This is a genomic window from Streptomyces sp. NPDC046900 (assembly GCF_040644975.1).
In the GTDB taxonomy this organism is placed as follows: domain Bacteria; phylum Actinomycetota; class Actinomycetes; order Streptomycetales; family Streptomycetaceae; genus Streptomyces.
In genome coordinates this window covers 1-17,314 of sequence record NZ_JBEYXD010000004.1, presented here as the reverse complement: position 1 = coordinate 17,314, position 17,314 = coordinate 1, and the positions used below count along the sequence as shown (strand labels likewise).

Here is a 17,314-nt window from a genome sequence, read left to right as displayed (position 1 = left end):
GGACGCCGAACCGATGCACGCGGCAGCCCGACGCTCACTGGAGCGCGGCGACCCGGTCACGGTAGCCACGCACCGGCGTCGCGTCCTTGTACGGCTCCAGCCGCCGCTCGAAGTCCCGCACGTACTCGGTGGCCCGCACCGACCGCATCTCCGAGGCCTGCGCGGCCGCCTCGGCCCCCAGCAGGCAGGCCTGGTCCAGCTCGCCGAGGCCGAGCCGCGCCGAGGCGAGCACGACCCGGCAGAACAGGCGGCTGCGGGCGTAGCCGGGCGCCCGCAGCTGCAGCGAGCGCTCGGCGTGCTGGGCGGCGGCCCGGTACTGCTGCAGGTCCCGGTGGCAGTGCCCGAACTCGTCGGCGAGCTGCGCCTCGTCGAAGAACCGCGCCCAGTGCGGGGCTTCGTCGCCCGGGCGCACGGCCTCCAGCGCCCGCTCGGCCCGGACCAGCGACGCTGTGCACGCGCGCACCTCGCCGAGCACCCCGTGGCCACGCGCCTCGACGGCGTGCAGCAGCGCCTGGACGGCCGGCGGCGCGGTCGTCCCGACGCCCTGCTGGGCCACCCTGGCGAGCTGCACGGCCTCGCGTCCATGGCCGAGGTAGACGGCCTGCCGGCTCATCGTGATCAGCACATACGCCCCGTAGAGCCGGTCCCCGGCCGCCTGCGCGAGCCGCAGCGCCTGCACGAAGTAGCGCTGGGCGAGACCGTGCGCACCGATGTCGTACGACGTCCAGCCGGCGAGCCGGGTCAGATCGGCGGCCGCCGCGAAGAGGCGGCGGCCCGTCTGCTCGCCGTAGACGCCGCGGAGCATCGGCTCGGCCTCGTGCTCCAGGTAGCGCACGAGCGCCTGGCGGGCGTGACCACCGCCGTAGGCGTGGTCGAGGGCGCGGAACAGCTCGCCCACCGACCGCAGCGCGGCGATGTCGCCGCCGCTGACCTTCTGGCCGGGTCCGCGCTCGGACTGGCTGCGCTGCCGGGGCACCGCGGGGCGGCCCTGCGCCGGGATGCGGGGGACCGCCTCGCCGCGGCCCACCTTGTCGTCGGCCCGACCGATCAGCCAGTCCCGGCTCGGCACGACGAGTCCGGCCGGGGTGAACGCGATCTTGCGCAGCTCGGCATGGCTTCCCGAGTCCTTGCGCCACAGACCGCTGACGATGTCGATGGCCTCCTCGGGGGTGGCGGCGAACTCCAGGCCCGCGTACACCGGGGCGCAGGCGTCGAGTCCGAGGTCCTGCGCCGTGAGCCGGCGTCCGAGCCGCCGGGTGAACACCTCGGCGATGAGCGCGGGCGTCGTGCCGCGCGGCTGCTGCCCGCGCAGCCAGCGCGTCACGGATGTCTTGTCATATCTGAGATCGAGTCCGTGTTCGAGGCCCAGCTGGTCGACGCGACGGGCGAGCCCCGCGTTGGAGAACCCCGCTTCTGCGATGAGCGCGGCGAGCTGTCGGTTGGGGGTGCGCTGCGCGGGTCGTTCCGTCATCTGCGGTGCGGTCTCCTGCCTTTCGGACCTCGTCGGCACCACGGAAAGGGCATGGTGCCGTCCCCCGCGTCGCCGCCGTGCCCGGATCGCCTGTGAGCAGCCCATATGGCCTCGTGAACGGCGCGAATGTAGCGGAGAGTGAGCGGGCGATTGCAGCGTTCGGAGCCCATTCATCCGATCGTGTGAGGATTGGCGAGTCGAGCTGACGGGACGACCGAACGGCGTCAGCACACCGGCCGGACAGGGCGCAGTCGGCTGGACGTACAGTGGCGTGGGCGCGTTTCGTGCCTTACGAAGCTTCTAGGGAGGCGCTTGCCGTGAGTGAGTTGCGGTTCGTCCGTATGGGGTTCGGGGCCGAGGCCGTCGAGTACCAGGAGGCCTGGGACGAGCAGCGCCGGGTGCACGCCGCCCGTTTCGCCGACGAGATCCCTGACACCTGCCTGCTGCTCGAACACCCCCCGGTCTACACGGCGGGCCGGCGCACGGCGGACAACGAGCGGCCCCTGGACGGCACGCCGGTGATCGACGTGGACCGCGGCGGCAAGATCACCTGGCACGGTCCGGGCCAGCTGGTGGGCTACCCGATCCAGAAGCTGCCCCGCCCGGTCGACGTCGTGGCCCATGTACGCCGCCTGGAGGAGGCCTTGATCCGCACCTGCGCGGAGTTCGGCCTGCAGACCACCCGGATCGAGGGCCGCAGCGGTGTGTGGGTCCTCGGGGACCCGGTGGAACAGCGCCCCTCGCTCGGCGGCCTCTCCCTGGACTTCGACCCCCGGCTGCAGGACGAGGAGTTCGACCCCCGGCTGAACGGCCCCGAGTACGCGCCCTCCAACGCCGGCCAGCGCCGGGAGGACCGCAAGCTCGCCCAGATCGGCATCCGCGTCGCCAAGGGCGTCACGATGCACGGCTTCTCGATGAACGTGAACCCGGACACCACCTGGTTCGACCGCATCATTCCCTGCGGAATCAGGGACGCCGGCGTGACGTCCCTGGCGAGCGAGCTGGGGCGCGACGTGACGATCGCGGACGTGCTTCCGGTGGTGGAACGGCACCTCAAGGACGTTCTGGAGAACGCGGATCTGAAGCCGCGGGAGATCGAGAAGGCGTCCGCCTGACGCGGGAATGGACTCCGGAGCCGCGGGGTTGGCCTCACGGGTAGGGCTCAACAAACACGGGCGTACCCTGGTGTACGCCGAAGAATCGAAGCTACAGGGAGCCGATGTGTCCGCAGTCGCACCCGACGGACGCAAGATGCTGCGCCTGGAGGTCCGCAACAGCCAGACCCCCATCGAGCGCAAGCCCGAGTGGATCAAGACCCGGGCGAAAATGGGTCCCGAGTACACCAAGATGCAGAGCCTCGTGAAGAGCGAGGGCCTGCACACGGTCTGCCAGGAAGCCGGCTGCCCGAACATCTACGAGTGCTGGGAGGACCGCGAGGCGACCTTCCTCATCGGCGGCGACCAGTGCACCCGGCGCTGCGACTTCTGCCAGATCGACACCGGCAAGCCCGAGGCGCTCGACCGCGACGAGCCCCGCCGGGTCGGCGAGTCCGTGGTCACGATGGACCTGAACTACGCCACCATCACCGGGGTCGCCCGCGACGACCTCGAGGACGGCGGTGCCTGGCTGTACGCCGAGACCGTGCGCCAGATCCACCTGCAGACCGCCGGCCGCGAGAGCGGGCACACCAAGGTCGAGCTCCTCGCCCCCGACTTCAACGCGGTCCCCGAGCAGCTCGAAGAGGTCTTCTCCGCCCGGCCCGAGGTCTTCGCGCACAATGTCGAGACCGTCCCGCGGATCTTCAAGCGCATTCGCCCCGGCTTCCGCTACGAGCGCTCCCTCAAGGTCATCACCGCGGCCCGCGACTACGGCCTGGTCACGAAGTCGAACCTGATCCTCGGCATGGGAGAGACCCGTGAGGAGGTCGGCGAGGCGCTCAAGCAGCTGCACGACGCCGGCTGCGAGCTGGTCACCATCACGCAGTACCTGCGCCCCAGCGTCCGCCACCACCCCGTGGAGCGCTGGGTGAAGCCGCAGGAGTTCGTGGAGCTCAAGGAGGAGGCCGAGCAGATCGGCTTCTCGGGCGTCATGTCCGGCCCGCTGGTGCGTTCCTCGTACCGCGCCGGGCGGCTGTACCAGATGGCGGTGGAGAGGCGCGGCAGCTACGTCGCCTCGCAGGCGGTCTGATCCGGCTCCTGCATGTACATGGCACTGCGTGCCACTTCCCGCGTGTGAATCCGCGCACAAGCAACTACCCCCGGGTAGCGGTCGATCGACGCGGCCCCGACTGTCCCCGCAGCTAGCGGGCACGTCAGGGCCGCGTCAGGGTTTCGGGCCTCTGTATCAAGGTTTCATTGGTGTTTGACCGGTCGGTCACGCCCTGGTAACACCAATCAGTGACGCTTGCCTTACGCCACGCACAGCCCTTACCCCAAGCCGCCGATCCCAGGGAGACTCCAGCCATGCAGGCCGCGCCCGTTCGCGCCAACGCCATCCCGTCGTTCAGCACTGCACTGCGTGCCATCGAATCGCTTCTCATGAGCAGCGGTCAGCGGACCGCCCGCCAGAACGCCTGGACCTCCGTGCTGGAGGACCGGCGCCGGGCCAAGGACCGGGTCGAGGCGCAGCGCGTCCTCGACTCCGTGGTGCACGGCTCCTGATCGCCGCTCGCCCGCGCGGAGCGTCCCCACCGCTCCGGCACGGCACTGCCGTCGTCGCGGCTTCCCCGGCCACGTAGACTTCGTGGCATGGCGAGGAAGGAAACTGCAGCGGACGCTGCGAATGCCGGGCGACTGAAGCAGATCGCCCTGACCTACAAGATGACCCGCAAGGCCGACCCCAAGATCGGTCTTGTACTCGCGGCTGTCGGAATCGTCACCTTCGGTGTCTTCCTCGCGATCGGATTCTTGATCGGGCACCCTGTCTATCTCGGAATTCTCGGCCTCCTGCTCGCCTTCCTCGCGTCGGCGATCGTCTTCGGACGCCGGGCCGAGCGAGCCGCCTTCGGCCAGATGGAGGGCCAGCCCGGCGCCGCCGCGGCGGTCCTGGACAACATCGGCCGCGGCTGGACCACCACTCCGGCGGTCGCGATGAACCGCAGCCAGGACGTGGTGCACCGCGCGGTCGGCAAGGCCGGGATCGTCCTGGTCGCCGAGGGCAACCCGAACCGCGTCCGGAGCCTGCTGGCCGCGGAGAAGAAGAAGATGGCACGCATCGTCGCGGACGTTCCGGTGCGCGACGTGGTCGTCGGCAAGGGCGAGGGCCAGGTCGAGCTGAAGAAGCTCCGTACGACGATGCTGAAGTATCCGCGGGTGCTGACCGGTCCACAGGTGACCGCGACCAACGACCGGCTGCGGGCGCTGGGCGACCTGATGAGCAACATGCCGCTGCCGAAGGGACCGCTGCCGAAGGGCATGCGGATGCCGCGGGGCGGACCGAAGGGCCGCTGACCTCCACTGACCCACGATGGGCCGTCTCCCGAGAACCCCAGGTTCTCGGGAGACGGCCCATCGGCGTTCTCAGGGACGGCCAGTAGGCGATCGGAGCGAAGCGTCTTCGGTCGAACGGAGCGGCCGGGCCAGCGGGGGTCACAGACCCGCGGGTCCCGCCAGGGGCGGTCATCACCCATGGCCCCGCCGGGGGCCCAGGCTCAGAGCCGTACCTCGACCGTTCCGGCCAGCCGGTCGTGCAGACCGCGGCCGTCGCGGTCCCAGACCAGCGGCGGGATGGCGAGGAACAGCAGGACCGTGCGCAGCAGCGCGCGCAGCGGGTGGACGCGGCCGGTGCTCAGGGCGACGACCCGCAGCCCGAAGAGCCGCTTGCCGGGGGTGAACCCGAGGGTGCCCAGGGTGACGACGATCAGCGCGAAGAGAATGAGCGGGGCCCACACCTGGGCCGCTCGGTGATAGCTGTCCGTGATCAGACCGTATGCGATCAAGAGGCACAGGCCCCAGTCCACGGCGAGGGCACCCAGGCGCCGGCCCGGGCGGGCGATCGAGCCCGGCCCCTCCTGCGGCAGACCGAGCTGCTCACCCCGGTACCCGAAGTCCGCCCCGGCGTCTTCCATGGCCGCGCGGGGACCGGAGAGCCAGGATCCGATTGCTTGCCTGTTGTCCACGCGTCCACGGTACTGCCCGCGTTTCGGCGAGCAGTGAGGTGGGGTCCGAGAGCCTCGGGCTGGTTAACCTGGGAGAAACAATTGGGTCACGCCCGAGAAATGCCCCGTCCCTATGGTCGGCACCAGCGTGTGCCACCGCACTGGCCGCACGAACGAACTACCACCCCGGCGAGGACGGTCGGGAGTAGGAGGAGCTGGATGTTCCAGAACGCCGACGAGGCCAAGAAGTTCATCGCGGACGAGGACGTCAAGTTCATCGACGTCCGCTTCTGCGACCTGCCGGGCGTCATGCAGCACTTCACCGTGCCCGTCGAGGCGTTCGACCCGGACGACGAGCTCGCCTTCGACGGATCCTCGATCCGTGGTTTCCAGGCCATCCACGAGTCCGACATGGCGCTGCGCGCGGACCTGTCGACCTCCCGGATCGACCCCTTCCGCCGCGACAAGACGCTGAACATCAACTTCTTCATCCACGACCCGATCACGGGCGAGCAGTACTCCCGTGACCCGCGCAACGTGGCGAAGAAGGCCGAGGCCTACCTGGCCTCCACCGGGATCGCGGACACGGCGTACTTCGGCCCCGAGGCCGAGTTCTACGTCTTCGACAGCGTCCGCTTCGCCACCAGCGCGAACGAGTCCTTCTACCACATCGACTCCGAGGCCGGCGCCTGGAACACGGGTGCGCTCGAGGACAACCGCGGTTACAAGGTCCGCTACAAGGGCGGCTACTTCCCGGTCCCGCCGGTCGACCACTTCGCCGACCTGCGCGCCGAGATCAGCCTGGAGCTGGACAAGGCCGGCCTGAAGGTCGAGCGCCAGCACCACGAGGTGGGGACCGCCGGGCAGGCCGAGATCAACTACAAGTTCAACACGCTGCTCGCCGCCGCCGACGACCTCCAGCTCTTCAAGTACATCGTGAAGAACGTCGCCTGGCGCAACGGCAAGACCGCGACCTTCATGCCGAAGCCGATCTTCGGCGACAACGGCTCGGGCATGCACGTCCACCAGTCGCTGTGGAGCAACGGCGACCCGCTGTTCTACGACGAGGCCGGCTACGCGGGTCTCTCGGACACCGCCCGTTACTACATCGGCGGCATCCTCAGGCACGCTCCGTCGCTGCTGGCCTTCACCAACCCGACGGTGAACTCGTACCACCGCCTGGTCCCGGGCTTCGAGGCGCCGGTCAACCTGGTGTACTCGCAGCGCAACCGCTCCGCGGCGATGCGTATCCCGATCACGGGCTCGAACCCCAAGGCCAAGCGCGTCGAGTTCCGTGCCCCGGACTCCTCCGGCAACCCGTACCTGGCCTTCTCCGCCCTGCTGCTGGCGGGCCTGGACGGCATCAAGAACAAGATCGAGCCGGCCGAGCCGATCGACAAGGACCTGTACGAGCTGGCCCCCGAGGAGCACGCGGGCGTCCCGCAGGTCCCGACCTCGCTCCCGGCCGTCCTCGACTCCCTCGAGGCCGACCACGAGTTCCTCCTCCAGGGCGACGTCTTCACCGCCGACCTGATCGAGACGTGGATCGACTTCAAGCGCACGAACGAGATCGCCCCGCTGCAGCTGCGCCCGCACCCGCACGAGTTCGAGCTCTACTTCGACGTGTGATATCGCCCCAGGTCGAGCGGGTAGCCGCTCCCCTGGGCCGTCTGTGGGCCGTCGGCCGGCTCTCCCAGCACGGGAGAGCCGGCCTTCGGCTTTTTCGGCTCCCGGTCTTCAGAGGCCCACTCAGGCTGCGTCATCCCGCCGGTCTTCGTACGCCTGATCGATGGCCTTACGGGCTCGATCCTGACTGTTCGGCAACAGGTGCGTGTAGGTACGCGGCGTGAAGCCGGGGTCCGCGTGCCTCAGGTACTCGGCCAGGGCCTTCACGTTCTCCCCCGCGTCCAGCAGCACCGACGCGTAGTAGTGCCTCAGGGCGTGCATGCCGTGCTCGCGCGACTGCTTGAACCGCTCCCCCGACGACCGCTCGGGGATCACGCCTGCTGAGACCCAGCCAGCCCGCGTACCTGCGTAAGACCGGCCGGGCGCGCAGACGCCGCACACGGCCCGGGTGGCCCCGCCCGGGGCGCGGGGCCGGACCCTGGGGGCCACGCTCAGTCATGAACGCCGCACTGTCCGCGCCCGCACCACACCCCAACCCCAGCTCACGCCCCGCACAATCCACCAAGACGGCACCCCCGCCGGCCGCCGCAACGATCTGCGGGCGCCGTCGAACACGTGGCCGCGGACCATCGGGCAGGACGGCTCGACACCCCAGGCGTCCCCTCGCCAGGCAGTGGCTCTTCACCCTTCACGGGCACTCTTTGCCTGCCATGGGGTCGGTCGGGACCGGCTCATGGGCGGGACCGGGCGCACAATGGGTGGTGGGACGAGTGCCTTACCGACGGGTACTGCGGGGTGATGCAGAATGCAGAGCCGGTTCCGGAGCGATCGACGGCTGACCGTGCGGATGACGGTCACGCTGTTCCTGCTCGGATTGCTGTACGTGGCGTTCGTCGCCGCGTTGATCGTGCTGCTCAAGTCCTGGGTGCTGGTCGTCGTGATCGCGGCGCTGGTGCTCGGCGCACAGTACTGGTTCTCGGACCGGATCGCGCTGTACGCCATGCACGGGCGGATCGTGGAGCGTGAGGAGTATCCACAGCTGCACGGTGTGGTCGACCGGCTGTGCGCCGTGGCCGACATGCCCAAGCCACTCGTGGCGGTGTCCGGCATGGATATGCCCAACGCCTTCGCGACCGGACGCAACCCCGACCACGCCGTGCTGTGCGTGACCACCGGGCTGCTGCGGCGCCTGGAACCCGACGAGCTGGAGGGCGTGCTCGCGCACGAGCTGTCGCACGTGGCGCACAAGGACGTCGCCGTGATCACGGTGGCGTCGTTCCTGGGAGTGATCGCCGGGCTCGTGGCCCGGTTCGCCTTCTACTCCGAGCTCTTCGGCGGGCGCGGACGCAAGGACCAGAACACCATCGTCGTCTTCGGCGCCATCATGGGAATCTCGGTACTGGTGTACGCGATCAGCTTCCTGCTGATCCGGGCCCTGTCCCGGTACCGCGAGCTGGCCGCCGACCGCGCGGCCGCCTTCCTGACCGGCCGCCCTTCGGCGCTGGCCTCCGCGCTGACCAAGGTCACCGGGGACATCGCCCGTATCCCGACGAGGGATCTGCGGACGGCGCAGGCCTTCAACGCCTTCTACTTCACGCCCGCTTTCGGTGCCGAGCCGGGTCTCTCCCGTCTCTTCTCCACCCACCCGAGCCTCGAGCAGCGGCTGGAGCAGCTCAGCCGTATCTCGGCGGAGCTGGGCGAGGCGGCGACGCCGGGAAAGGCGGGCTGAGCGCACATGGGGCTCCTGGACATCCTGCTCGGCCGCACCAAACCGGTGGCGCCCGACCTCGACCGGCTCTTCGCCCTGCCGTCGGCGGCGATCACGCTCCAGGCGGCGGCCGGGTTCACCCCGACCGGAACCGGAGCGGTCTGCTTCGCCACCGTGGAGGGCGGCGCCTTCGCCGAGATCAACCGTGAGGTCCAGGCGCTTCTGGATTCGGACACCGACCGCAGCGGGCCGCCCGTGGAGCTCCAGCGGGACGACTACGGGTACTCCTGGCTGGTGTCGCGCCGCGACCCGGAGCAGCTGCCCGCCCTGGTCAACGATCTGCACGCGGTCAACAGCGCGATGGAGGTCAATGGATTCGGGCCGCAGCTGCTCTGCTCGGTGGCCGGCTTCCAGGACGAGCGGGGGCGGCAACTGGGCCTCGTCTATCTGTACAAACGCGGCACCTTCTACCCGTTCGCGCCGCTCGCCGGGCAGCGCGAGCGGCGCGACAACGCGCTGGAACTGCAGGTCAAGGCGGCGCTCGGCGACGATCTGCAGATCGAGCAGGACCTCGGCCGCTGGTTCCCCATCTGGGGCGCGCCCGGTCTGTGAACGGGCGCGCCGGATCGGTTACTTGGACTTGTCGCGTTCCTGACGGCGGTGCTCGAAGGGACGCTCGCGGCGGTAGCGGCGCTCCCACTTGGCGTGCAGGTCACGGCGCTCGCGGTACTCCTGGTAGCTGGCCGCTGCTCCCGGAGGGCCGCCCGGCGAGGACGCCGAGGAGCCGCGCCCGTACTGCGCGTACAGGAAGAGCAGAACGGCGGCCGCGAGCCACCAGGCGTGGTTTCCGAACCCCAGGATGACGAGGACGACGATTCCGGCGATGACGATGGTGCCCATGACGGGCCTCCGTGAGCGTGGGTGGTGAGAGGTGGTGCGGGGATACGGCGGGGCGCTGGGGGAGAGCGGCCGCCGTCGGTGCGTAGAGAGTAGCCCCGGGTCCACCGGGTGACGCCGGTCCGGCGGAAAGCGGTGGTGGGCGGCTCCGGAACGCATGTCCAGCATACGGACGCGGTCACCCCGAGTGCATCCCCTTTTCCTGCGGCCCGAGTTCGGCGAAACACGCAACGTGGCGCCCCGGCCGTGCATGAATGGGCCCATGATCGAGCTCTCCTCCTTCGACCACCGGCACGACGACGAACGACTCAGCGGTGTGTACGCCGGCAACGGCGGCCGCCCGGACGCGGCCACCGCCGTGCTGCTGCACGGAGCGGGCAACGGCAGCTCACAACGGCTGTTGCCGCTGCTGGAGGAGTTCGTGGCACGCGGCCGCCGCGGTCTGGCCTTCGACTTCTCCGGGCACGGCGAGAGCACGGGCCGGCTGGCCGAGTCGAGTCTGCGCAGACGCTTCGAGCAGGCGGTCGCCGTGATCGACGCCCGGACACCGGCGGACGGCCCGCTGGTCCTGGTCGGGTTCAGCATGAGCGGGCAGACGGTCGCGGACCTCGCGCGGCACTACGGGCGGCGGGTGGTGGCGATGGGCCTGTGCGCGCCCGCCGTCTACGCCCCGCAGGCCTGGCCGCTCCCGTTCGGTGACGGGACCGGACGCTTCACCGAGATCCTCCGTGCCCCGGGGAGTTGGCGCGAGGCTCCCGCGCTCCCGGTGCTGCGGGCGTACACCGGACGGGCGGTGCTGGCGGTGCCGGGCACCGACGACGTGATCCCGGTGGAGGTGACCGAGGCGGTGGCGGCGGCGCTCGCCACGAACTCCGCGTTCACCCGGCTCGAGCTGCCCGGCGCGAATCACCGGCTGGGGCTGTGGTTCCGCGAGCACGCCGGGGATCGCGGACGGTTCGTGGACGCCGTGCTGGCCGGCGCGGTCTAGGCGAGGGGCCGGGGGCGCGCGGGGCGGGGGCCCGGGCGCGGACGCGTGGGCCGGGGGCCCGAGCGTGGGGCGCGCGGGCCCGGGGGCCGCGTGCCGAGGCGCGGTGCGTGGGGGCCGGTCACCGGCATCAGTACCGCACCGCGCGGGCGACCGAGGTGGTGACCTCGCCAGGGAGTTGGCGGTTGCTGAGCGCGGTGGCGTTCTTCGAGCCGTGTACGGGCACGTCGTCGACCGTCACGACCACCGTGTCGAGCAGGTTGCCGTGGCTGTCCTTGAAGTTGACCTGCACCGCGTAGGTGCGGGCATCGGAGGTCGGGTTGGTGACGGAGACCGGCGCCGCCTTCCGTCCGTCGGACCCGGCGGAGACCGCGCCGAGCCTGACGTCGCCCTTGGCGTGCACACCGCCCTTGATCTGGTCCAGTTTGCGGCTCGCCTCGGCGCTCGCGGACGCCAGCACGGACGAGGCCTGCGACGACAGTGAGGAGGCCGCGGAGGCGGCTGCGGAGGCCTTCGACGCGGCCTGCGACGCGGTGCCCGAGGCGACGCCGCCGCCCGAGCAGCCGCAGAGCACGGCGGCAGCCGCCAGGACCACCGCGAAGCCCCGCACCGCGTCCCGTACTCCGTGTCGTGCCATCGCTGCTCCCGTCTTCGCGTGATGCCTTCAGTCAAGGCCGGTCGGTGCACCACCGCATGCGGGGCGCGGCACTTCGGGTGACGGGTCGCCGCGACGGGCCGGCTTCCGCAAGGATGGGCGCAATCCGTACGGGGCGGGTCGGTGGGAGGCGGAGTGGGCGGTCGGCAACGGCACATCGGAGTGGAGGAGCGGCGGGCCCGGCTCGCGCTCCGGCACCGACTGGCCGCCCAGGCGCGGGCCAAGACCCCCGAGGAGGTCGCCGGCTCGCTGGTCGCGCTGCACGGCACCGACCCCGCCACGGTGTACCTGGCGATCGGGGCGCGGCTCGCGGACGCGGGCGGGACCGTGCCGGAGGTCGAGCGGGCGCTGTACGAGGAACGGACGCTGGTGCGGATGCACGGTATGCGGCACACCGTGTTCGTGTTCCCGACCGGACTGGCGGCCGTGGTGCACGCGTCGACGGGACTGGCGATCGCGGCGAAGGCGCGAGCCGGGCTGGTCAAGGACATGGTCACCGGCAGCGACGGCCGGCTGACGGCACAGTGGCTCACGGAGGTCGAGGCGTCGGCGCTGGCCGCACTGGCCCGCCGCGGGCAGGCGACGGTCGGCGAACTCACCCGGGACGAGCCGCGGCTGAAGGAGCGGTTCACCTACGCCGCGGGCAAGAGCTACGAGAGCCTGCAGCCGGTGTCGTCCCGGCTGATGCGGGTGCTCGGTGTCGAGGGCCGGGTGGTGCGCGGGCGTCCGCTGGGTGCGTGGACGTCGTCGCAGTTCCGCTGGGCGGTCGCCCCGCCGCACCCCGAACTGCCGCCCGCCGAGGCCCAGAGCGAGCTGCTGCGCCACTGGCTGGCGGCCTGCGGCCCGGCCACCGAGGCGGACCTCAAGTGGTGGACCGGGTGGCGGGTCACGGATCTGCGCCGGGCACTGAGCGCGATCGGCGCGGTTGCGGTGACCGTCGACGGCGGGGCGACGGCGTATGTGACGGCCGTCGACGAGGAACCCGCCGCGGCCCCGGAGGAGCCCTGGGCAGCCCTGCTCCCCGGTCTCGACCCCACGACGATGGGATGGCAGGAGCGCGACTGGTACCTGTCCCCCGGTCTGCGCCCCGCGCTGTTCGACGGCAGCGGCAATGTGGGACCGACGGTGTGGTGGAACGGCCGTGTGGTCGGCGGCTGGGCGCAGCGACCCGGCGGGGAGGTGGTGTGGCGCCTCCTGGAGACGGAGGACCTCGGGCAGCAGGCCCGGGCGGCCGTCGAGGAGGAGGCGGCCCGGCTGTCCGCCTGGCTCGGGGACACCCGGGTGACACCGCGCTTCCGGACACCCCTGGAGAAAGAGCTGTCCGCCTAGCGGCACTTCTCGGCACGGCAGGGGCTTCCCGCACGGCGACCCGAGCGACCTCAGTGCGGCGACTTCGGGCGCCCATGACGAGCGGGCGCCCGAAGTCACGGCTCAGCGGCTGTACCGCATCAGCGCCCGCACCATGTGACAGGTGGTCTCCGACGGCGGATGCACCCCGATCCGTTCCGCGGTGCTCCGTATCGTCTCGTTGCGCGCCTGGTTCGGCATGTACACCCCGGAGTCGAGCAGGGCGATCGCGAGGCGCATCGCCTTGAGGCGCCGGTTGTGCGTGACGTACCACTCGCGCGGCCGTCCCGGAGGGAGCGGGCGCTTGTCCAACGGTGCGTAGGGCAGGTCCAGCGGGACCGGCCTGCGGGCGGTGGACTGGGTCGGCTTCGGCTTGGTTGCGGCAGCGGGCACGGGCATCCTCCTGTCGCGGTCTGGGAGTCGTGGTGAACTCCACCGACTCCCTCGAACACTGCTTCTATTCTACTGCCGCCCACTGACAAAAGCCGCTGGCCACATGGGCTTTGGGCAGGGTGCGGCATGGGTGACCAGAGGGGTTTCGGCTACCGTGCGTGCCATGGAGATCTGGATCAACCCGGCCTGTTCGAAGTGCCGCAGCGCCATCAGCCTGCTCGACGCCGAGGGTGCCGACTACACCGTGCGCCGCTATCTGGAGGACGTCCCCACCGAGGACGAGATCCGCGCCGTACTCGAGCGCCTCGGCCTCGAACCCTGGGACATCACCCGGACCCAGGAGGCGGAGGCCAAGGAGCTCGGCATGAAGGAATGGGCGAGGGACGCGGCACAGCGCGACCGCTGGGTGCGTGCCCTCGCCGAGCACCCCCGGCTCATCCAGCGGCCGATCATCACCGCCGACGACGACACGGCCGTCGTGGGCCGCACGGAGGAGGCGGTGCGGGACGCTCTGTCGCGCTGAGCCCAACTCCCCTGTGACCTACGTTACTTCCATGACTCCTGTGACTGCTGAGTAACAGCGTTCGGTATCCCGTACCTAGCGGCGTACCTATCGCATCCGGCCGTCGTGGAGGCGGCCGGGGACAGGAGGCGCGCATGTCGCGTAGGAGGACTCTCAGTCCCAAGAAGAAGATCGCACTGGCGGTCACCGCCGTCGCCGTGGCCGGCAGCGGGGCCTTCGCCCTCGCGGCCACCTCGAACGCGGCGAACGTGCAGAACGCGTCCAACTCGACGGTCTGCAAGGGGCTGGCCACCGCGCTCGGCAACAACGAGTCGTTCATCGCCGGACAGAAGGCCAACCCGGACGTCCAGTCGGCGGCGCGCATCGCCAACCGCGAGGCGGTCATCGCCCAGATCAAGGTCCAGCAGCAGGCGTCGGGCTGCCAGGTCGGCGAGTCCGTTCAGGCAGGCGGGGCGGCTCAGCCCGGCGGTGCCGCACAGGCCGGGGGGTCGGCTCAGGACCCCCAGGCCTCGCAGGGCGCCGGCGCCGCACCCGCGACGACGGCACCCGCCGGCAACGGGGGGAACGCCGGGAACGTATCCGGCCAGCAGGTCTGCAAGGGCTCGACCGTGACACTCTCCGGCGAGGCCGGCGCCCCCGCCGCGTCCAGCAACCAGTTCCCGGCCGGCACGAAGCTGAAGGTCACCAACCTGGACAACAACAAGTCCACGACGGTGACGGTCACTTCGGTCTCCGGCAGCTGCGTGCTGCTCAACAACGCGGCCTTCGAACAGGTCCGCGAGCCCGGCAAGTTCCTGATCCGCCGGGCCGTGATCGAGAAGGTGGGGTGACCTCAGCCGCCCAGGAACTCCAGGAGGCGGCGGTTCGTGGCCGCCGGGTTGGTGTACGGCAAGGCGTGATGAGAGACGTCCGGCAGGACCGCGGTCTCCACGTCCGGCAGCAACTCGGCGGCACGGGCGGCCACCTGGCGGGGATCATGGGTCCTGCTGCTCGCCGCCACGAGCAGCAGGACCCTTGTGCGCAGCGAGCGCAGCGCGGCGGCGCTCGGGCGCGGTCCCGTCACCGGTCTGGCCGCCGGAAAGCCGGCCGTCGTCTCCTGGAGCCGCAGCCACGCGGCGGCGTGCGGCACCCCGCCCGTCTCCCACTCGAGGAAGGCCCGGATCCGGCGCGGGGAGGGGCGCAGCAGCATGGGCAGGGCGTGCAGCAGGTACCCGGCCCGGAACCCGGCGAAGCACCCGGTCGGGTCCAGCAGGGCGAGCCGGGTGACGCGGTCCGGCGCGTGCAGCGCGTAGTGGAGGGCGATCCAGCCGCCGTACGAGTGCCCGGCCACGGCGGTGGCGCCGATGCCCAGCCCGTCGAGGACCGCGTCGAGCCAGGCGGTCAGATCGGCGACGGTGCGCACCGGCCGGCGCGGGTCCGGGACGCTGCGGCCGGGATCGCCGATCAGGTCGACCGCGTGGACACGGCAACTGCGGGAGAAGGCGGCCGCGTTGGCGTACCAGGACACGGCGGTCGCGCGGCCACCCGGCAGCAGGACGAGCGGTGGCGCGTCGGCGGGGCCGCTACTGGTCACCCGTGTGCGGCCGTAGGGAGTGGGGACGCTGCTCTGCCGGGTGTCGGCGGGCCACTCGGCGAGCACCTCGTCGTAGGCCGCGTGGAAGTCCGCCGGGCCAAGGGTCTCGTACACAGAGGAGTCCATGGGCACCTATTCTCTCGTTGAGCGAGATACTTGGCCAGCGAGATAACAGGACCTCTTCGGGAGCGGACGTGGCGGACCGTGCACACCAGGGACCCGAGATGGAGATCGTCCATCTCCTGCGCGCGGTCGCCGTCGAACTCGGCCTGCACAGCGCCCGGTTCGCCAGCCTCAACGGCATGCACCCGACCGACGTACGCGCCCTGATCGCCCTCATGGACGCGTCCCGCGCGGGCCAGGACATGACGGCGGGCCGCCTCGGTGCGCTCCTCGGGCTCAACTCCGCCGGCACCACGGCCCTGGTCGACCGGCTGGAACGGCTCGGGCATGTACGGCGGGTACGCGACGGTCGCGACCGGCGGCGCGTGCTCGTCGAGGTCGACGAGCGGGCGGTGGAGCTCGGCCAGGAGTTCTTCGGGCCGCTGATCGGGCAGGCGGTGGAGTTGCTGAAGGGGTACGACGAGCGGGAACTGGCGGCCGTGCGGGGCTTCCTGGACGGCGTCCGGAAGGCGGCCGCGGACCAGGGCCGCCCCACCGCCTCCGGCTGACGCCGAGCCCCTGGCACCGCCCCGGGAAGGGATGAACGGGCCACCCGGCCGTTCGGGTGCACACGCCCCGGGTAACACGGGGTTCACACATGGGCAACGGCCGGGAAATCGCCTGTTGACAAGCTGCCGGGCAGCAAGCGCGGCGCCCCGGTGCCGCGGCACCCGCAAGTGCGCCTAGACCCACCCCGAAGGATGAGGCCCGTGACCTTCAAGGCTGAGTACATCTGGATCGACGGCACCGAGCCGACGGCCAAGCTCCGTTCCAAGACGAAGATCCTGGGCGACGACGCCAAGGGTGCGGAGCTGCCGATCTGGGGCTTCGACGGGTCCTCCACGAACCAGGCCGAGGGCCACGCCTCGGACTGCGTGCTCAAGCCGGTCTTCTCCTGTCCCGACCCGATCCGCGGCGGCGACGACGTGCTGGTGCTGTGCGAAGTGCTCGACACGGACTTCACCCCGCACCCGTCCAACACGCGTGCCGCGCTGGCCGAGGTCGCCACGAAGTTCGCCGCGCAGGAGCCGATCTTCGGCATCGAGCAGGAGTACACCTTCTTCGACGGCACACGTCCGCTCGGCTTCCCCGAGGGCGGCTTCCCGGCCCCGCAGGGCGGCTACTACTGCGGTGTCGGCGCCGACGAGATCTTCGGCCGTGAGATCGTCGAGGCGCATCTGGAGAACTGCCTCAAGGCCGGCCTGGGCCTGTCCGGCATCAACGCCGAGGTCATGCCGGGCCAGTGGGAGTTCCAGGTCGGCCCGCTCGCCCCGCTCGAGGTCGCGGACCAGCTGTGGGTCGCCCGCTGGCTGCTGTACCGCACCGCCGAGGACTTCGGCGTCTCCGCCACCCTCGACCCGAAGCCGGTCAAGGGCGACTGGAACGGCGCCGGCGCGCACACCAACTTCTCGACCAAGGCGATGCGCGAGGGCTACGACGCGATCATCATCGCGTGCGAGGCGCTCGGCGAGGGTTCCAAGCCGATGGAGCACGTCAAGAACTACGGCGCCGGTATCGACGACCGCCTGACCGGCCTGCACGAGACCGCCCCGTGGAACGAGTACTCGTACGGCGTCTCCAACCGCGGCGCCTCGGTCCGCATCCCCTGGCAGGTGGAGAAGGACGGCAAGGGCTACATCGAGGACCGCCGCCCGAACGCCAACGTCGACCCGTACGTGGTGACCTGTCTGCTCGTCGACACCTGCTGTTCGGCGCTGGAGAAGGCCGGCCAGGTCTGACCGGCGCACCGCACGGCTCCCGAGGGGGCGCCCGCCGTTCGGCGCCGCCGCCGACCTGGAGGAGTCCTACCCCGTACGAGCCGGTCTCGAGGCCATCGCTGCGGAGCTCGCGGCGGAGCGGCTGGCACAGGACTGCTCG

The 17,314-nt window shown here is 71.0% G+C and carries 19 protein-coding genes and 2 pseudogenes; 14 read left to right on the top strand and 7 right to left on the bottom strand.

Annotated elements, in window-relative coordinates:
* Positions 1-34: 34 nt before the first annotated feature.
* Entirely contained in the window at positions 35-1,471 is a 1,437-nt protein-coding gene (locus tag ABZ904_RS05600; RefSeq protein ID WP_359388869.1) for a regulator, read from the bottom strand.
* Between the two features lie 317 nt (positions 1,472-1,788).
* Between ABZ904_RS05600 and lipB the strand changes: the two genes are divergently transcribed.
* From lipB to ABZ904_RS05580, 4 genes are all read left to right on the top strand, one after another.
* Entirely contained in the window at positions 1,789-2,586 is a 798-nt protein-coding gene (gene lipB, locus ABZ904_RS05595; protein ID WP_359388866.1) for a lipoyl(octanoyl) transferase LipB, read from the top strand.
* A gap of 106 nt (positions 2,587-2,692) precedes the next feature.
* On the top strand, positions 2,693-3,658 hold the full coding sequence (gene lipA / locus ABZ904_RS05590; protein WP_359388863.1) for a lipoyl synthase: 966 nt from the start codon (positions 2,693-2,695) through the stop codon (positions 3,656-3,658).
* A gap of 275 nt (positions 3,659-3,933) precedes the next feature.
* Complete coding sequence (locus ABZ904_RS05585; RefSeq protein ID WP_359388861.1) at positions 3,934-4,131, top strand: hypothetical protein; 198 nt, start codon at positions 3,934-3,936, stop codon at positions 4,129-4,131.
* Positions 4,132-4,218: 87 nt separating this feature from the next.
* Positions 4,219-4,920, top strand: a complete 702-nt coding sequence (locus ABZ904_RS05580) for a DUF4191 domain-containing protein (protein ID WP_361821342.1) — start codon at positions 4,219-4,221, stop codon at positions 4,918-4,920.
* Between the two features lie 200 nt (positions 4,921-5,120).
* Here the strand turns inward: ABZ904_RS05580 and ABZ904_RS05575 are convergent, their stop codons facing one another.
* Positions 5,121-5,588 carry an RDD family protein gene (locus ABZ904_RS05575; protein ID WP_359388855.1) on the bottom strand — a complete coding sequence of 156 codons (468 nt, stop codon included), beginning with the start codon at positions 5,586-5,588 and terminating at the stop codon, positions 5,121-5,123.
* Positions 5,589-5,786: 198 nt separating this feature from the next.
* Between ABZ904_RS05575 and glnA the strand changes: the two genes are divergently transcribed.
* Positions 5,787-7,196 carry a type I glutamate--ammonia ligase gene (gene glnA / locus ABZ904_RS05570; RefSeq protein WP_359388852.1) on the top strand — a complete coding sequence of 470 codons (1,410 nt, stop codon included), beginning with the start codon at positions 5,787-5,789 and terminating at the stop codon, positions 7,194-7,196.
* A 120-nt stretch (positions 7,197-7,316) separates the two neighbouring features.
* On the opposite strand, the pseudogene ABZ904_RS05565 reads toward glnA, so the two are convergent.
* A pseudogene (locus tag ABZ904_RS05565) lies at positions 7,317-7,577 on the bottom strand (tyrosine-type recombinase/integrase); the annotation flags it as partial.
* Positions 7,578-7,998: 421 nt separating this feature from the next.
* On the opposite strand from ABZ904_RS05565, the gene htpX reads away from it, so the two are divergent.
* Positions 7,999-8,922 (top strand): zinc metalloprotease HtpX, encoded by a 924-nt coding sequence (gene htpX / locus ABZ904_RS05560; RefSeq protein WP_361821339.1) that lies wholly within the window; start codon positions 7,999-8,001, stop codon positions 8,920-8,922.
* Positions 8,923-8,928: 6 nt separating this feature from the next.
* Positions 8,929-9,513 carry a hypothetical protein gene (locus ABZ904_RS05555; protein ID WP_359388846.1) on the top strand — a complete coding sequence of 195 codons (585 nt, stop codon included), beginning with the start codon at positions 8,929-8,931 and terminating at the stop codon, positions 9,511-9,513.
* An 18-nt stretch (positions 9,514-9,531) separates the two neighbouring features.
* Here ABZ904_RS05555 and ABZ904_RS05550 read toward each other — a convergent pair whose 3' ends face one another.
* On the bottom strand, positions 9,532-9,801 hold the full coding sequence (locus ABZ904_RS05550; protein ID WP_359388843.1) for a hypothetical protein: 270 nt from the start codon (positions 9,799-9,801) through the stop codon (positions 9,532-9,534).
* A gap of 259 nt (positions 9,802-10,060) precedes the next feature.
* Here ABZ904_RS05550 and ABZ904_RS05545 point away from each other — a divergent pair, with 259 nt between their 5' ends.
* Positions 10,061-10,786 carry an alpha/beta fold hydrolase gene (locus tag ABZ904_RS05545; RefSeq protein ID WP_360989032.1) on the top strand — a complete coding sequence of 242 codons (726 nt, stop codon included), beginning with the start codon at positions 10,061-10,063 and terminating at the stop codon, positions 10,784-10,786.
* Between the two features lie 127 nt (positions 10,787-10,913).
* Here the strand turns inward: ABZ904_RS05545 and ABZ904_RS05540 are convergent, their stop codons facing one another.
* Positions 10,914-11,420 (bottom strand): hypothetical protein, encoded by a 507-nt coding sequence (locus tag ABZ904_RS05540; RefSeq protein ID WP_359388838.1) that lies wholly within the window; start codon positions 11,418-11,420, stop codon positions 10,914-10,916.
* Between the two features lie 153 nt (positions 11,421-11,573).
* Between ABZ904_RS05540 and ABZ904_RS05535 the strand changes: the two genes are divergently transcribed.
* Positions 11,574-12,767 (top strand): winged helix DNA-binding domain-containing protein, encoded by a 1,194-nt coding sequence (locus ABZ904_RS05535; RefSeq protein WP_361821334.1) that lies wholly within the window; start codon positions 11,574-11,576, stop codon positions 12,765-12,767.
* A gap of 102 nt (positions 12,768-12,869) precedes the next feature.
* Here the strand turns inward: ABZ904_RS05535 and ABZ904_RS05530 are convergent, their stop codons facing one another.
* Complete coding sequence (locus tag ABZ904_RS05530; protein WP_359388832.1) at positions 12,870-13,178, bottom strand: hypothetical protein; 309 nt, start codon at positions 13,176-13,178, stop codon at positions 12,870-12,872.
* Positions 13,179-13,341: 163 nt separating this feature from the next.
* Between ABZ904_RS05530 and ABZ904_RS05525 the strand changes: the two genes are divergently transcribed.
* Together ABZ904_RS05525 and ABZ904_RS05520 are read left to right on the top strand one after the other, a co-directional pair.
* Positions 13,342-13,701 (top strand): arsenate reductase family protein, encoded by a 360-nt coding sequence (locus ABZ904_RS05525; RefSeq protein ID WP_361821331.1) that lies wholly within the window; start codon positions 13,342-13,344, stop codon positions 13,699-13,701.
* A gap of 134 nt (positions 13,702-13,835) precedes the next feature.
* Positions 13,836-14,531 (top strand): hypothetical protein, encoded by a 696-nt coding sequence (locus tag ABZ904_RS05520; RefSeq protein ID WP_361821328.1) that lies wholly within the window; start codon positions 13,836-13,838, stop codon positions 14,529-14,531.
* Positions 14,532-14,533: 2 nt separating this feature from the next.
* On the opposite strand, the gene ABZ904_RS05515 is transcribed toward ABZ904_RS05520, so the two are convergent.
* Positions 14,534-15,400, bottom strand: coding sequence for an alpha/beta fold hydrolase (locus tag ABZ904_RS05515; RefSeq protein ID WP_361821325.1), 867 nt, complete (start codon positions 15,398-15,400; stop codon positions 14,534-14,536).
* Positions 15,401-15,498: 98 nt separating this feature from the next.
* Here ABZ904_RS05515 and ABZ904_RS05510 point away from each other — a divergent pair, with 98 nt between their 5' ends.
* The 3 genes and pseudogenes from ABZ904_RS05510 to ABZ904_RS05500 form a co-directional block, all read left to right on the top strand.
* Positions 15,499-15,945: a MarR family transcriptional regulator gene (locus ABZ904_RS05510; protein WP_360989459.1), complete on the top strand. Its 447-nt coding sequence runs from the start codon at positions 15,499-15,501 to the stop codon at positions 15,943-15,945.
* Positions 15,946-16,146: 201 nt separating this feature from the next.
* Positions 16,147-17,175: a glutamine synthetase gene (gene glnII / locus ABZ904_RS05505; RefSeq protein ID WP_361821322.1), complete on the top strand. Its 1,029-nt coding sequence runs from the start codon at positions 16,147-16,149 to the stop codon at positions 17,173-17,175.
* A 46-nt stretch (positions 17,176-17,221) separates the two neighbouring features.
* A pseudogene (locus ABZ904_RS05500) lies at positions 17,222-17,314 on the top strand (GntR family transcriptional regulator); the annotation flags it as partial.